Below are 14,698 nucleotides of genomic sequence, written 5' to 3' on the forward strand. Positions count from 1 at the left end.
CGGCTCAGCCTCGGCCCGCCCGCGGCAGCACGCGCTCGGCGCCGCCCCACGGGAGCGGCCCGTGCGCGGGGGCGACCCCTGCGTCGCCGCTGACGCGCGCGGCGACGAGGAACCAGACCGAGCCCGCCAGCGTCACCGCGACGAGCGCCGCGCCCGCCCGCGGCCAGCGCCGCAGCGCGAGCGCGGCGAGCGCCGCCGCGCACGGCAGCACGACGACGAGGTCGGGCGGCGCGAGCCACGGCCCGACGAGCGACGGGCGCCCGAAGACGGCGCCCGCCAGCCCCGCCGCCCCGACGAGCGCGAGCAGCAGCCCGGTGACCTCGACGTCCACCTGCCCCGGGATCACGGCGGACAGGCGACCACGCCACGAGCGCCACAGCAGCCACAGCGCCGCGAGCGGCAGCGCGAGGACCGGCGCCCAGCGCAGCGCGCCGGCGTCCCGGTCGACGAGCGCGCCCGCGACCCGGGGCAGTCGCGCGAGCTGGCCGCCGACCCCGGACGCACCGGTCGCCGAGCCGCCCGCCAGGCGTGCGGAGGCCGGCGTCAGCCCGCCGAAGAGCCGGTCGTTGATCGTCACGAAGAGGACCGCGGACGTGAGCACGACCTCGAGCGCGACGAAGCCCGCGAGCGCCCGCTGACGGCGCCGGAGCCAGCGCCACAGTGCGAGCGCGACGACGGCCCCCGGCAGCGCGAGGTGCACGTCGACCCACGCGGTGAGCGCGATGAGGGCGGCACAGCCGAAGGCCCACGCCGTCCGCGGCTCCTCGCGGATGCGCAGCACCTGCAGGACGGCACCGGCGACGAGCAGCGCGCCCGCGGCGGTCGGCGCGACCGTCGTCGACGCGGCGAGGACGGGTGGGGAGAGGCCGACGGCGAGCGCGCTGCGGGTCGCCCACGGCTCGGGCACGACGCGCCGCGCCAGCGCCGCGGCGAGGACGAACGCGAGCGCCATGAGCAGCGCGCACTCGGCCTCGACGCCGGTCGCCCCGCCGATCGCGTAGGCGGGCGCGACGAGCAGGGGGAAGCCGATGCCCTGCGGCTCGGCCAGCCGCCCCTCGGTGACGCGCGCGGTCGGGCGCAGCGGCGCGCCGTGCCAGGCCCGCCAGGCCCGGCCCGCGTACTGGTTGCGCAGGTCGATGTCCCCGTCCTGGGCGATCGACGCGGCGGTGAGCAGCCGGTGCGCCTCGGCCGGTGCGTAGCGCTCGCCGGGCGCCGCGCGCAGGCCGAGCGTCGCCGCGTAGGCGGCGAGCAGCGTCAGGAAGAGCGCCAGCGGACGGCCCACGGCGCCCAGTCTGCCAGTCCGCTCCCCGCGCTAGCGGGCGAGCAGCACCCGCGCCGCGTCGCCGACGCGGAACGAGCCGTTGACGGCCACCGCGACGGCGGCGAGGGCTGCGGCCGACATCAGGGCCGCGGTGCTCTTGCGGTTTCCCCCGACTCTGCTCGGGGGAATGGACGGGGTGCGCGCGGCGGTCCCCGCGCGCGACGGAGGCCGTCCATTTCCCCCGACTCTGCTGGGGGGAAATGGACGGGGTGCGCCGGCGGTCAGAGGGCGAGGCCCGCGGCCCGCCCGAGCGCCGCCGCCGCGAGCCCGCCGGCGAGCGCGACGCCGAGCAGGCCCGCCGCCGTCCGCCGGCGCCCGTCCTGCCACAGCCCGACGCACTCGTGCATCCACGTCGAGAACGTCGTGAAGGCGCCGAGCAGGCCGGTGCCGGCGACGAGCAGCGCGTCCGGGCTCACGTCCGCGCCGCTCAGCACGCCCAGCGCGAAGGCGCCGAGGAGGTTGACGAGCAGCGTCCCGCGGAAGGGGACGCCCCGGCCGAGGCACAGGGTCCCGAGCATGCGGGCGACCGAGCCGGCGCCGCCGACCGCCCCGACGGCGACCCAGGTCCCCGCCGTCACGCCGCGCGCTCCCCGAGGCGGGCCCGGACGACGTGGTCGCCCGCCCACACGGCGGTGAGGCCGAGGACGAGCGACGCCCCGCCGTAGCCGGCGGCGAGGCCCGCGTGCCCGTCCCGGAGCATGAGGACGAGCTCGACCTGGAGCGTCGAGAAGGTCGTCAGCGCGCCGCAGACGCCGGTCCCGAGCAGGGCGCGCGGGACGCCCGCCCGGCCGGGCCCGCGGCGGAACGCCGCGGCGACCGCGCCGAGGAGGAAGGCGCCCACGACGTTCACGAGCAGCGTCGCCCACGGCCACTGCGCCGTGTCGTGGGTCCAGGTGTGCGCGAGCGCCGCGCGGGCGAGAGCGCCGGCGACGCCGCCCGCGAAGACCGCGCCGACCTCGATCGCGTCCGGCGGCGGCGCCTGCCGGTGGGTCCGCGGCGGCGCCGCGGCGGGCGGCGGGGCCACGGTCCGGTCAGGCCCCGCCGGCCTGCGCCTGGGCGAGCGCGACGAGCAGCCGGACGCCGAAGCCGCTGCCGCCCTTGGCCGCCCACGGCTTGCCGAGGTCCCAGCCGACCCCGGCGATGTCCAGGTGCGCCCACGGCACGTCGCCGACGAAGCGGTGCAGGAACTCCGCGCCGGAGATCGGGTGCGCCTTCCGGTCCTCGGGCGAGTTCGTCAGGTCCGCGAACCGGCCCTTCACGCGCTCGGCGTACTCGGGGTCCAGGGGGAGCTGCCAGAGCCGCTCGCCGCTGCGGGCGCCGGCCGCGGTCACCGCGGCGCACCACGCCTCCTCGTTCGCGAAGAGGCCGGCGAAGGTCGAGCCGAGGGCGGTGACGACGCCCCCCGTGAGCGTCGCGAGGTCGACGAGCCGCTCGGCGCCGAGCGCGACGGCGTGGGCGAGGCAGTCGGCGAGGACGAGGCGGCCCTCGGCGTCGGTGTTGTCGACCTCGATCGTCAGGCCCGTCATGGCCTTCACGATGTCGCCCGGCTTTGTCGCCGAGCCGTTGATGGTGTTCTCCGTCGCGCCGACGACCGCGATGATCCGGATCGGCAGCGCGAGCGCCGCGATCGCCTGCATCGCCCCGAGGACGGCGCCGCCGCCGCTCATGTCGTACTTCATGCGGTGCATGCCGCCGGCGGGCTTGATCGAGAGCCCGCCCGTGTCGTGCGTCACCGCCTTGCCGACGAACCCGAGCACGGGGCCGGTCGCCTCCGGCGGGTCGTAGCGGACGGTGATGAGCGCGGGCTCGACGTCGGTGCCCTGGGCGACCGACGCGAAGGCGCCCATGCCGCGGGCGGTGATCTCGGCCCGGCCCTCGACGGACGCGGTGATGTGCGCGTGCGCGTCGGCGAGCGTCAGCGCGAACTCGCCGAGCGCGGTGGGGGTGAGGTCGTTCGCGGGCCGGTCCTGCAGCTCGCGGGTCGCGTTCTGCGCGCGGGCGACGACCGCGGCCCGGTCGACGGTGACGACGCGCGACTCGTGGTCGGAGACGATGAGCTCGGTGACGCCCGGCGCGTCCTCCTCGTCCTTCGCGGCGCTCTTGAACCAGTCGAAGCGGTAGCTCGAGAGGACCGTCCCCTCGACGAACCCGCCGGCCTGGTCGTCGTCGAGGCGGTGGGGGAGCTCCCAGCACAGGACCTTCGTGCCGAGCTCGCCGCAGCGCCCCAGGACGGTGGCCGCGGCGACGCGGGCGCGCTCGGCGTCGAAGGTGTCGCGGTCGCCGAGCCCGACGAGGATCCAGCGCTTGCCGGCCGCATGGGTGTGGGCGAGGTGCTTGAACGCGCTCTTCGCCTCGCCGGCGTCGAGCAGCGCCTGGAGCACCCCGCCGTCGACGTCATGGGCGACCCGCTTGCCGTCGAAGATCCCGATCGCGACGGTGTCCGCCCGCGTGTCGACAGGGGCTTCCACGGTGGCGCGTACGAGCATGGGCTGCAGGCTATCGACCGCACGGGCCGCGCCCGCCCCGCGCGGGCGGATGCGGGTCGGTAGCAGCGAGCTACTACCATCCACGGCCTCGCAGGACCCCGTCTCTTTCCCGACTTCCGGAGCTCGTCCCCCTCATGCCCAAGACCGTGATCCTCGGCAGCGCCCGCACCCCGATCGGCAAGCTCGGCGGCGGCCTGTCCTCCCTCAAGGCGACCGAGCTCGGCGGCATCGCCATCAAGGCGGCCCTGGAGCGCTCAGGCGTGGCGCCGGAGCAGGTCGACCACGTCGTCATGGGCACGGTCCTCCAGGCCGGCCAGGGCCAGATCCCGTCGCGTCAGGCGCAGATCGCGGGCGGCATCCCGCAGGAGGTCTCCTCCGAGACGGTCAACAAGGTCTGCGCCTCGGGCGTGCGCGCCGTGGTCATCCTCGACCAGGCGATCCGCGCGGGCGACGTCGAGGTCGGCGTCGGCGGCGGCATGGAGTCGATGTCCAACGCGCCGTACGTCCTCCCGCAGGCGCGCTTCGGCTACCGCATGGGCGACGCGAAGGCGCTCGACGCGATGGTCCACGACGGCCTCACGAACCCGTTCTCCGGCCGCCAGATGTTCGACGAGGCGACCGAGACGGGCGACCGCCTGGAGATCTCCCGCCCCGACCTGGACCGCTGGGCGCTGCGCTCGCACGAGCTCGCGCTCGCCGCGATCGACGAGGGCCGCCTCTCCGAGGAGATCGTCCCCGTGACCGTCAAGGGCCGCAAGGGCGACACGACCGTCGAGGTCGACGAGGGCCCGCGCCGCGGCTCCACGCTCGAGGCGCTCGCGAAGCTCCCCGGCCTCGTCGGCAAGGACGGCTCCCACACCGCCGGCAACTCGCCGGGCGTCAACGACGGCGGCGGCGCGATCGTCCTCGCCTCCGACGAGTGGGCGGCGGCGAACGGCAAGGAGGTGCTCGGCGAGATCGTCGCGCACGCCCAGTCCGCGAACGACTTCGCGACGCTCCACACGACCCCCGGCTCGGCCGCGAAGAAGGCCCTCGAGAAGGCCGGCCTCACCGCCGACCAGATCGACGTCTGGGAGATCAACGAGGCGTTCGCGTCGGTGACGCTCAACTCGATCCGCATGCTCGGGATCGACGAGGAGAAGGTGAACGTCAACGGCGGCGCCGTCGCCCTCGGGCACCCGATCGGCGCGTCCGGCGCCCGCATCATCGCCTCGATGGTCCACGAGCTGAAGCGGCGCGGCGGCGGCTACGGCTGCGCGGCGATCTGCTCGGGTGGCGGCCAGGGCGACGCGATTATCGTGAAGGTGTGACCGAAGCGACCGCGGACGACAGGCAGCCGGCGCGTTCCGAGCCCTTGGGCGAGGAACCGCCAAGCGGAACCGAGCGCGAAGCGCGAGGTTCCGCCGCATTCTTCGACCTCGACCGCACGCTCATGGCCGGCTCGTCCGGCCTGCACTGGGCGCGGGCGGCGCGGTCCAGCGGGCTCGTCTCGCGCCGCAAGATGGCCCACTACGCGTGGCGGAACGTGAAGTTCCGCCTGCGGGGCTCGACGGACGAGGAGACGGACGCCGTCCGCGCCGAGGTCGCGCGGATGCTCGAGGGCGTCCGCGTCCGGGACCTGCAGCGCCTCGCGCCGAAGGTCCTCGCCGGCGTCCTCCCGCGGCTGTACCCGCAGATGCTCGACGTCGCCTACGCCCACCAGGACGAGGGGCGCCGCGTCTTCATCGTCACCGCCGCCTCGCAGGACCTCGCCTCGATCATCGCCCGGATCGTCGGCTTCGACGGCGCGCTCGGCGCGCGCTACGAGGTCGTCGACGGCGTCTACACGGGCCGGGACGCCGGCATCTTCACCTACCGGGACGGCAAGCCGCTCGCGATGCGCGAGCTCGCCGAGGCCGAGGGCATCGACCTCGGGTCGAGTTGGGCGTACTCCGACAGCGAGAGCGACCTGCCGATGCTCCGCGCCGTCGGCCACCCGGTCGTCGTCAACCCCGACCCGGAGCTCGCGCGCGTCGCCCGCGAGGAGGGGTGGGAGGTCATGCGCTTCGAGCAGCTCGGCCGCCGCCTGAAGGCCGCCGCCGCGTTCGGCGCCGCCGCGCTCGTCGGCAGCGCCGGCGGGGTGGGCGTCCGCCGCGGGCGGGTGCGCCGCGCCGTGCCGCCACCGCCGGCCCCGACGACGCTCGGCCGTCTAGCGTCGAGCACCCGCACCCGCAGGCGCCCCCGATGAGCCTCCACGAGCTGACCGACGAGCAGCGCGACATCCGCGCGCTCGCCAAGCGCTTCGCCGACGAGGAGGTCGCGCCGCACGCCGGGCAGTGGGACCGCGACCACACGTTCCCGAAGGAGGTCTTCGCGCACCTCGGGGAGCTCGGCCTCATGGGCGTCTGCGTCCCCGTCGAGCACGGCGGGGCGGGCGCCGACTACCTGAGCTACTGCCTCGTCATGGAGGAGCTCTCGCGCGCCGACGCGGGCGTCGGGGTGACGATCGCCGTCCACACCGGCGCGGGGACGATGCCGATCCTGGCGAACGGGAGCGAGGAGCAGGTCGCGCGGCTCGTGCCGCCGCTCGCGCAGGGGCTCGAGCTCGCGGCCTTCGCGCTCACCGAGGCGGGCTCCGGCTCGGACGCGGGCGCGATGCTCGCCCGCGCCGACGACGAGCACCGCATCACCGGCACGAAGCAGTGGATCACGAACGGCACCTACGCCCACGTCTTCACCGTCTTCGCCAAGGACCCGCGCGCCGGCGGGCGCCCGAGCGCGTTCGTCGTCCGCCGTGGCGCGCCCGGCTTCGCGGTCACGCGCGAGGAGGAGAAGATGGGCCTGCACTCCTCGTCGACGGCGGACCTCGCCTTCGAGGACACCCCGGGCGAGCCGCTCGGCGCCCCGGGCGCCGGCATGCGGATCGCGCTCTCGACGCTCGACGGCGGCCGCATCGGGATTGCGGCGCAGGCGGTCGGCATCGCCCAGGCCGCCTTCGAGTGCGCGAGCGCGTACGCGCAGGAGCGCCGGGCCTTCGGCCGCGCGATCGGCGGCTTCCAGGCGATCCAGCACAAGCTCGCCGACATGCAGACCGAGATCGAGGCCGCCCGCGCGCTCGTCTGGCGCGCCGCCCGGCTGAAGGACGCGGGCCGCCCGCACACCGTCGAGGGGGCGCAGGCGAAGCTCTTCGCGTCCGCGGTCGCCCGCCGCCAGACCGGCGAGGCGATCCAGGTCCTCGGCGGCTACGGGTACACGCGGGAGTTCCCCGCCGAGCGGTACTACCGCGACGCGAAGATCACCGAGATCTACGAAGGCACGAGCGAGATCCAGCGCCTCGTCATCGCCCGCGCGATCCTCGGGGACGCGGCCCGCGACCCGGCCTGAGCCGGGCCGCGGCCCCGTCGCACCCAGCGCCTAGCGCACGCGGATCGCGTAGGCCTTCGTCTTCCCGCCGCCGCTGACGACGAGGCGGTAGGCGCCCTTCCTCGCGCGCCTGACCTTCAGCGTCGTCGTCGCGTTGCCCGCGACCGTCTTCCTGACCAGCGTCCTCCCGGCCCGGCTGAGCCTGACCGTCACCCGGGCGACGTTCAGCCCGGTGACCGCGACCGGCAGGCCCGTCGTGCGCAGCGCCGCCGCGGTGATCGCGCGGACCGCCGCCACGCCGAGGCGCGGGGTGCGGTCGGGGCCCGGGGACGGCGCCGGGACCGTCGTCGTGACGGTGTTCGTGCTCGTCACCGTGTTCGTCGTCGCCGCCGGCGTCGGCTGGTTCTCCTTCTCGCCGCGCAGCAGGTCGAACAGGTCGGTGTGGTCGTTCGTCCCGAGGACGTTCGCCGCCTGCGGGCCGATCGCCCAGACGGGGACGACCGTGCCGGTGTGCTGCTGGCTCGGCGCCGACGCCACCGGAGCCGCGCCGGACTGGTAGCCCGCCGTCCCGTAGGTCACGCGGAGGACCTGGCCGTCCTTCGTCATGAGGTTGTTCGTGTAGCCGGTCGGGTTGCCCGTGCCGGTCGTGTCCTCACCGACGATCTCGCTCGAGTGGCCGTGGTCGGCGGTGACGACGACGAGCGTGTCCGGGTGGGTCCTCTGGTAGTCGAGCGCGACGCCGATCGCCTTGTCAAAGGCGACGGTCTCGCCGATCTGCTGGCAGGCGTCGGCCGCGTGGTCCTGCTTGTCGATCGACGCGCCCTCGACCTGGAGGAAGAAGCCCTTCGGGTTGTCGAGGAGGCTGATGCTCTTCGCGGTCATCGCCGCGAGGCTCGGCTCGTCGGCGGGGCGCTGGTCCTCCTGGCAGGTCTCCGCGGGGGAGCCGTCGCCGAGCGTCGCCTTCGCGCCCTTCCACTCGAGGGACATGTTCGGCTTGTTCGTGCCGTTCTGCCCGAAGAGGCCGTACACCGGCTTGGAGGCGTCGGCGGCCGCGAGGCCCGCCGCGTCGGTCACGACGTCGATGCCCTTGGCCTGCGCGGACTGGATGACCGTCCTGCCCGCGTCGGGGCCGCCGGTGATCGTCTGGGCGAAGCGCGCGTAGCCGCCGCCCATCGCGACGTCGAGCTTGTGGTCGACCTCCTGCTCGGCGATCGAGCCGAGCCCGCCGGCCTCCTTGCTCTCCTTCAGGCACTTCGGCGTCGCGGCCACGACGGCCTGAGTCATGTTGTCCGGGCCGGAGCAGTTGCGATCGGAGATGTGAGCCGCGAGGACCGCGGGGGTCGCGTCCGTGAGGTCCGCCGTCGTGACGTCGCCGACCTTCTTACCGGCCGCCTGCGCGTACTCGAGGACCGTCTTGTACGCCGTGTTGTCGCCCGGGGTCGCGAGCGAGGCGCTCGGCCCCTGCGAGTCACGCTCGTCGATCGTCTTCCGGCCCGTGGCCCACTGCGTGCCGGTGCCGGCCGAGTCGGGGTCGTAGTCCGGGGTCGTGCCGTCGCCCTTGACGGTGTACGTCGTGTCGAAGCCGGTGAACGGCATCCGGTCGACGTTGAGCTTGTTCTTGACGCCGAGGTAATAGCGCGCCTCGGTGATCTCCTGCGTGCCCATGCCGTCGCCGAGGAGGAAGATGACGTTCCTCGGCTTCACGCCGGTGAGGCCGGCCCGCACGTCGTCCGTCCTGTTCGTCGTCCCGCCGATGGCGAGCGAGGTGCCAATGCTCAGCACGGCCACGGCGCCCAGTCCGGTGAGGGCGAGCGACCGCCTGTCGAATCTCCGCATGTGTTCTCCTGAAGGTGAGGTGAAGCTGCGGATGCTCACGCTCGGTGTGGGCCCGGTCGTGAACGACCGGTGAGGCGGCGGTGAACGATCGGTGGCGACGGACGCGGCGCCTATGCTGCTCCGACGTGACGCTGAAGCTCGACCCGATCGCCGAGGCGCGCCGCCACTGGGAGGCGCGCTGGCCCGCAGACCCGTCGCGGGCGATGGCGGCCGTCACGTCGATCATGCGCAGCCAGCAGCTGTTGCTCGCGCGGTTCGACGAGCTCCTCAAGCCGTTCCGGCTGACCTTCCCCCGCTACGAGGCGCTCATGCTGCTCTCGTTCACGCGCGAGGGCGAGCTGCCGATCGGGAAGATGGGGGAGCGGCTGCAGGTCCACCGCAGCTCGGTGACGAACGTCGTCGAGAAGCTCGTCGCCGGTGGGCTCGCCGAGCGGGTCCCGCACCCGACGGACGGCCGCGCGACGCTCGTCCGGATCACGGACGCCGGCCGCGAGGCGGCGACCGCCGCGACGGCGGTCCTGAACGCCGAGCTCTTCGGGCTGCAGGCGCTCGACGCGCCGGCGCAGGAGGGGCTCATCGACGTGCTCACGACGCTCCGCGCGGACGTAGGCGACTTCGGCTGAGCGCGGGGGTCCCGCGATTGCCCGCGGGGCCGTCCGGGCAGGAAAGGTGGAAGTCCACTCATCCGTGCTCTACACTTTGACCGAGAAATACGCGGACTTCCACCTAAATCGGAAATCACATGGCCATCGCAGACACCTCCTCCGTCCCGACCACCCACGAGCAGTGGCAGAAGGCCTACGGGCTGACGCCGGAGCTCAAGGAGCGGTACGTCACGCTCTCGGACGTCGAGATCGACCCGCTCTACGTCCCCAAGGACGGGCCCGTCCCGCCGGAGATCGGCTACCCCGGGCAGTACCCCTTCACCCGCGGCGTCTACCCGAACATGTACCGCGGGCGCATGTGGACGATGCGCCAGTTCGCCGGCTTCGGCACGGCGGAGGAGACGAACGAGCGCTTCCGCTACCTCCTCGACCACGGGCAGACCGGCCTCTCGACCGCGTTCGACATGCCGTCGCTCATGGGCCACGACTCCGACCACGCGCTCTCGCTCGGCGAGGTCGGCCGCGAGGGCGTCGCCATCGACACCGTCGACGACATGGAGACGCTCTTCCAGGGCATCGACCTCGGCAAGGTCTCCGTCTCGATGACGATCAACGCCCCGGCCGCGATCATGCTCGCGAACTACATCGTCGCGGGCGAGCGCCAGGGTGTCCCGCCCGAGGCGCTCAACGGCACGATCCAGGCGGACATCCTCAAGGAGTACATCGCCCAGAAGGAGTGGTGCTTCCCGATCGACCCGGCGATGCGCCTGCTCGGGGACATGATCGAGTACTCGACGCTGAAGATGCCGAAGTGGAACTCGGTGTCGGTGTCCGGGTACCACATCCGCGAGGCGGGGGCGACCGCGGCCCAGGAGCTCGCCTTCACGCTGAAGGACGGCCTGACGTACGTCGAGCAGGCGGTCGAGCGCGGCCTGGACGTCGACACGTTCGCCCCGCGCCTGTCGTTCTTCTTCAACGCCCAGATCGACTTCTTCGAGGAGATCGCGAAGTACCGCGCCGCCCGCCGCATCTGGGCGCGCGAGCTGCGCGAGACCTTCGGCGCGAAGAACCCGAAGTCGTGGCTCATGCGCTTCCACACGCAGACCGCGGGCGTCTCCCTCACGGCGCAGCAGCCGCTGAACAACTGCGCCCGCACGGCGATCGAGGCGCTCGCCGGCGTCCTCGGCGGCACCCAGTCGCTGCACACGAACTCGCACGACGAGGCGCTCGCGCTGCCCACCGAGGACGCGGTCCGCATCGCGCTGCGCACGCAGCAGATCATCGCCCACGAGACGGGCGTGACGAACACGATCGACCCGCTCGGCGGCTCCTGGTTCGTCGAGCAGCTCACCGACCAGATCGAGGCGCAGGCCTACGAGTACTTCGCGAAGATCGACGAGCTCGGTGGCATGGTCGAGGCCGTGAAGCAGAACTACCCGCAGCGCGAGATCGCCGACGCCTCCTACGAGCTCCAGGGCGAGATCGACAACGGCCGCCGCATCGTGGTGGGCGTCAACGCCTACACCGAGGGCAACGAGAACGACGACATGGTCATCCACCGCGTCGACCCCGCCCTCGAGCGCAAGCAGCTCGACCGCCTGCAGACCGCGAAGGCGAACCGCGACTCGGCCGCCGTCGAGGCCTGCCTGACCGAGCTCAAGCGCGCCTCCGCCACCGACGGCGAGAACCTCATGTTCCCGCTCATCGAGGCCGCCCGCGCGCACGTCTCCGAGGGCGAGATCATCCAGGCGATGCAGGAGGTCTGGGGCGACTACCGGGAGACCCCGGTCTTCTAGCGTCCCGCGCCTGAGACACATCGCGCGCCTGCGCCCTGTTGGGCGCATGGGCCGCGCACGCAGCAACGACAATGCAGCCACTGTCACCCAGCGACAGTGGCTGCATTCCGTTTCCGACGAGGGGCCGGTCGCGCGCCGGATCGCCGCTCTGGCGGCTCGGCAGTGGGCAGTGGTGACGACCGATCAGCTGCTCGCCGCCGGTCTCACGCACTCCCGTATCCGCAGGTGGACGGAGATCGGCCACCTCCACCGCCCCTACCGCGGTGTCCACCCCCTCGCGCCGCTCCGCGCCCTCGCCCCGCAGGGCCGCGAGCTCGCGGCGGTCCGGGGCTGCGGCGACGCGGCGGTCCTCTGCTCCGTCTCGGCCGCCGTCCGCTGGGGCCTGCTGCGCTTCGAGCCGAAGCAGATCCACGTCCTCACGCCGTCGACCGGACGCCGCAGCCCCGCCGGTATCCGCCTGCACGTGACGAAGGACCTGCCACCGGAGGACATCACCACCCGCGACCGCATCCCCATCACCACCGTCGCGCGGACGATCCTCGACCTCGCCGCCGACCCGGCCATCACCGACCGCGCGCTCGAGTCCGCCGCGGCCCAGGCCGAGCGCGACGGCTGGTGCCGGCGGCCCGCCCAGTTGCGGACCGCTCACCGCGCCCACCACCGCGCCGGGGCGCCGCGGCTGCGCCGGATCCTGCGCATCGGCCCGCGCCTGTGGCGCAGCGACGAGGAGGCCCTCGCCGCCGCGGCGATCGTCGAGGCCGGGCTGCCCGAGCCCGTCATCGCCCACGAGGTCGCGACGGACGTCAGGACCTACGAGGTCGACCTGTGCTTCCCGGCCCACCGCCTCGTCCTCGAGTTCGACGGGGGCCAGCACGCGCTCCCGCTCGACGCCGCGCGAGACGTCGGGCGGGACGCCGCCCTGGCCCGCGCCGGTCGGCGGACGCTCCGCGTCAGCGCCGCCACCGTCCGCGATCGGCCGGATGAGGTCGTCCGCCTCGTCCGCGCCGCTCGCGCGGAGCGGACGACCGGGAGGTGACCTCAGTCCACCGCGATGCGCCGGTCGCCGGCGTCGATGCGGACGTCGTTGATCGAGGCGTACCGCTTCGCCATCAGGCCGGTCTCGTCGAACTCCCAGTTCTCGTTCCCGTAGGATCGCCACCACTGGCCGTCCTCGTCGTGGGACTCGTACTCGAAGCGGACGGCGATGCGGTTGTCGCCGAAGGCCCACATCGACTTCTTCAGGCGGTAGCCCTGCTCGCGGGCCCACTTGCGCCGCAGGAACTCCCGGATCTCGTCGCGCCCGTTCAGGAACTCGTCGCGGTTGCGCCACTCGGAGTCCTCGGTGTACGCGAGCGCCACGCGCTCGGGGTCCCGCGAGTTCCAGGCGTCCTCGGCCGCCTGCACCTTCGCGGCGGCGGTCTCGGCGGTGAACGGCGGGCGGATGTCGGTGGGGCTCGGCATGCGCGTCAGCCTAGCCCCGCCGTGTCGTCGTCCGGCGACGGAGCCGACGCCCGCGGGCGCGCCGCGCTACTTGCGCTGACCCGGCCGCGGGACGGCGAGCGGGACCGGGTCGCCCGGCTCGGCGGCGACCGGGATCGGCACGCTGTACTCGGGCGTCCCGTCCTCGTGCTCCCACGCGAACCGGTACGTCGATGCGCCGATCGCCGGCGCGCCGCGGAGGAAGAAGCCCGCCCGGTTCGTGAGGAACTCGGGCTTGGACGGGTCGCCGCAGCTCGGGCCGTAGGTAACGATCGGGACCCAGGCGCCCGACACCGGATCCTGACGCTCGACGAACGCGGTCCGGGCGCCCCGGCCGGGACGGACCTGGCCGAACAGGAGGACGGACTTCGCGCCGAGCCCGGCCTCCTCGGTCTGGGCCCAGAACGGCAGCTTGAAGGCCTGCGCCGCGGGCTTCGCCTCGCCGTCGGCGGCGTAGAGGCCGGTCTGCCAGTCGCGGTAGTACCGCCGCGTGCCGCGCTTGTAGCCGGACTCGGCCGGGTCGATGTCGCGCAGGAGGAACTGGGCCATCATCACCGTGTTCGGGTCCTTCCAGGCGAGGTACGTCGACCACCCGATGAACGCCGCCTGCTGGTCGCGCTCGAAGGGCTGGAAGGGGTCGTCCTGCCGCGACTCGTAGCCGTACTCGGTGTCGTAGACCGGCAGGTGGCCCTGGATGCGCCCGGCGAGCTCGAGCCGGCGCAGCAGATCGTCGAGCCGGCCCGAGTCGGCGATCGGCGCGTCGTCGGTGAACGGGTCCGACACGTCGGGGGCGACGAGGCGCGAGTACGGGTGGTGCGCGTAGCCGTCGGCCCTCAGCGGCGCGAAGTTCGCGCACTCGGGGACGTTCAGCGGCTTCAGGTCGGCGTCGACGCACGCGAGCGCCCGGAGGAACTGCAGCGGCGGCACGCCGCCGCGCCCGGGCACCGCCGACCCGGTCGACGCGGTGCCGCCGATGAGGACCATGTCGAGGCCGGACACCTTCTTGATCGCGTCGTACGCCGCGTTGTGCATCGCCCGGTAGACGTGCGGCGACTCGGGGCGGAAGCCGCCGGCGGCCGTGCGGATCCACTGGGGCATGAGGAACGAGGGGTGGTTCGGCTCGTTCCAGGTCGTGAACAGGCGGACGGCGGGCAGCGGCCTGGACGGGTTCGCCGGATCCGGATACGCCCCCGAGTAGCGGCGCGCGACCGCCGTGGCGAAGTCGCCGAACGCCGCCGCGTCGACGAAGTAGCGCTGGCGCTTCGGGTTGGGCGCGGGCTTGCCGACGGCCCACCGCGGGGCCCAGAAGGCGAGGTCGATCATGGGCTTCATGCCCGCGCCGATCGTCGCCTTCACCGCGGTGTCGAGCGAGGTGAACGCGCCCTTGGGGTAGGTGCGCGAGTCGCTCGCGTCGAACGGCGCGGGGGGGACCTTCCGCGACGACGGGTTCGGGGCGAGCGCCGACCACCCGGCGGTGAGCCGGACGCGCGTCGCGCCGAGGTCCGCGAGCCTGCGCGCGTTCGCCTGGACGGCGGCGGCCGGGCGGTGGAGGAACTGGGCGTCGTCCTGGACGACGGTGTCCATGTATTTGGTGCCGACGCCGGTCCCCGCGAGAATCAGGGACACGAGCGAGCACGCGAATGCTCCCACGGTTCTGCTCCGCCCTTCCTCGTCCTTGAGGCCGCGCACGGCCCATGCCGGGCGCGCTGACGGGAGTAGGTTTGCGGACCGCGGTCCTGGCGTCAACGCGGAACCGGGGCACCCGTTCCACCGTCACCGGGCTGACACGCCGTGGACCCGCCCGAGCGCTGCTCACGGGGGCCTCGCGCGCGC

13 protein-coding genes are annotated in these 14,698 nt (G+C 73.8%); 6 read left to right on the forward strand and 7 right to left on the reverse strand.

Features of this window, described 5'->3' with window-relative positions; translation table 11 throughout:
• Positions 1–4 precede the first annotated feature (4 nt).
• The 4 genes from NBH00_RS09815 to NBH00_RS09830 form a co-directional block, all read right to left on the reverse strand.
• Positions 5–1,282, reverse strand: coding sequence for a hypothetical protein (locus tag NBH00_RS09815; RefSeq protein WP_254573160.1), 1,278 nt, complete (start codon positions 1,280–1,282; stop codon positions 5–7).
• 260 nt (positions 1,283–1,542) lie between these two features.
• Positions 1,543–1,899 (reverse strand): fluoride efflux transporter FluC, encoded by a 357-nt coding sequence (locus tag NBH00_RS09820; RefSeq protein WP_254573161.1) that lies wholly within the window; start codon positions 1,897–1,899, stop codon positions 1,543–1,545.
• Positions 1,896–2,345 (reverse strand): fluoride efflux transporter CrcB, encoded by a 450-nt coding sequence (crcB, locus tag NBH00_RS09825; protein WP_254573162.1) that lies wholly within the window; start codon positions 2,343–2,345, stop codon positions 1,896–1,898. The genes NBH00_RS09820 and crcB overlap by 4 nt, the downstream gene beginning before the upstream one ends.
• Positions 2,346–2,352: 7 nt before the next feature.
• A complete protein-coding gene (locus NBH00_RS09830; RefSeq protein WP_254573163.1) occupies positions 2,353–3,807 on the reverse strand; it encodes a leucyl aminopeptidase family protein in 1,455 nt (484 codons plus the stop codon).
• 134 nt (positions 3,808–3,941) lie between these two features.
• Between NBH00_RS09830 and NBH00_RS09835 the strand changes: the two genes are divergently transcribed.
• From NBH00_RS09835 to NBH00_RS09845, 3 genes are read left to right on the forward strand one after another with little or no spacing between them, the layout of a single operon-like run.
• Positions 3,942–5,117, forward strand: coding sequence for an acetyl-CoA C-acetyltransferase (locus NBH00_RS09835; protein ID WP_254573164.1), 1,176 nt, complete (start codon positions 3,942–3,944; stop codon positions 5,115–5,117).
• 44 nt (positions 5,118–5,161) lie between these two features.
• Positions 5,162–6,034 carry an HAD family hydrolase gene (locus NBH00_RS09840; RefSeq protein WP_437126610.1) on the forward strand — a complete coding sequence of 291 codons (873 nt, stop codon included), beginning with the start codon at positions 5,162–5,164 and terminating at the stop codon, positions 6,032–6,034.
• On the forward strand, positions 6,031–7,170 hold the full coding sequence (locus NBH00_RS09845; RefSeq protein ID WP_254573166.1) for an acyl-CoA dehydrogenase family protein: 1,140 nt from the start codon (positions 6,031–6,033) through the stop codon (positions 7,168–7,170). The genes NBH00_RS09840 and NBH00_RS09845 overlap by 4 nt, the downstream gene beginning before the upstream one ends.
• A 30-nt stretch (positions 7,171–7,200) precedes the next feature.
• On the opposite strand, the gene NBH00_RS09850 is transcribed toward NBH00_RS09845, so the two are convergent.
• Complete coding sequence (locus tag NBH00_RS09850) at positions 7,201–8,937, reverse strand: alkaline phosphatase (protein WP_254573167.1); 1,737 nt, start codon at positions 8,935–8,937, stop codon at positions 7,201–7,203.
• A gap of 173 nt (positions 8,938–9,110) precedes the next feature.
• Here NBH00_RS09850 and NBH00_RS09855 point away from each other — a divergent pair, with 173 nt between their 5' ends.
• From NBH00_RS09855 to NBH00_RS09865, 3 genes are all read left to right on the forward strand, one after another.
• The gene (locus tag NBH00_RS09855) at positions 9,111–9,608 is read left to right on the forward strand and encodes a MarR family winged helix-turn-helix transcriptional regulator (protein WP_254573168.1); all 498 of its coding nucleotides are present in this window, start codon (positions 9,111–9,113) and stop codon (positions 9,606–9,608) included.
• A gap of 119 nt (positions 9,609–9,727) precedes the next feature.
• Entirely contained in the window at positions 9,728–11,386 is a 1,659-nt protein-coding gene (locus NBH00_RS09860; RefSeq protein WP_254573169.1) for an acyl-CoA mutase large subunit family protein, read from the forward strand.
• A 46-nt stretch (positions 11,387–11,432) separates the two neighbouring features.
• Complete coding sequence (locus NBH00_RS09865; protein WP_302182724.1) at positions 11,433–12,422, forward strand: DUF559 domain-containing protein; 990 nt, start codon at positions 11,433–11,435, stop codon at positions 12,420–12,422.
• Between the two features lie 2 nt (positions 12,423–12,424).
• Here the strand turns inward: NBH00_RS09865 and NBH00_RS09870 are convergent, their stop codons facing one another.
• Positions 12,425–12,847 carry a nuclear transport factor 2 family protein gene (locus NBH00_RS09870; protein ID WP_254573171.1) on the reverse strand — a complete coding sequence of 141 codons (423 nt, stop codon included), beginning with the start codon at positions 12,845–12,847 and terminating at the stop codon, positions 12,425–12,427.
• Positions 12,848–12,913: 66 nt separating this feature from the next.
• Positions 12,914–14,491, reverse strand: a complete 1,578-nt coding sequence (locus tag NBH00_RS09875) for a glycoside hydrolase family protein (RefSeq protein ID WP_254573172.1) — start codon at positions 14,489–14,491, stop codon at positions 12,914–12,916.
• Positions 14,492–14,698: the final 207 nt, after the last annotated feature.

Origin of the sequence: Paraconexibacter antarcticus (genome assembly GCF_024220175.1) — a bacterium.
GTDB lineage: Bacteria > Actinomycetota > Thermoleophilia > Solirubrobacterales > Solirubrobacteraceae > Paraconexibacter > Paraconexibacter antarcticus.

Excerpts from the sequence above, each read along its gene's own strand:
- NBH00_RS09830 (WP_254573163.1), bottom strand. The coding sequence starts at position 3,807 with ATGCTCGTACGCGCCACCGTGGAAGCCCCTGTCGACACGCGGGCGGAC.
- NBH00_RS09835 (WP_254573164.1), top strand. The coding sequence starts at position 3,942 with ATGCCCAAGACCGTGATCCTCGGCAGCGCCCGCACCCCGATCGGCAAG.
- NBH00_RS09845 (WP_254573166.1), top strand. The coding sequence starts at position 6,031 with ATGAGCCTCCACGAGCTGACCGACGAGCAGCGCGACATCCGCGCGCTC.
- NBH00_RS09860 (WP_254573169.1), top strand. The coding sequence starts at position 9,728 with ATGGCCATCGCAGACACCTCCTCCGTCCCGACCACCCACGAGCAGTGG.
- NBH00_RS09865 (WP_302182724.1), top strand. The coding sequence starts at position 11,433 with ATGGGCCGCGCACGCAGCAACGACAATGCAGCCACTGTCACCCAGCGA.
- NBH00_RS09870 (WP_254573171.1), bottom strand. The coding sequence starts at position 12,847 with ATGCCGAGCCCCACCGACATCCGCCCGCCGTTCACCGCCGAGACCGCC.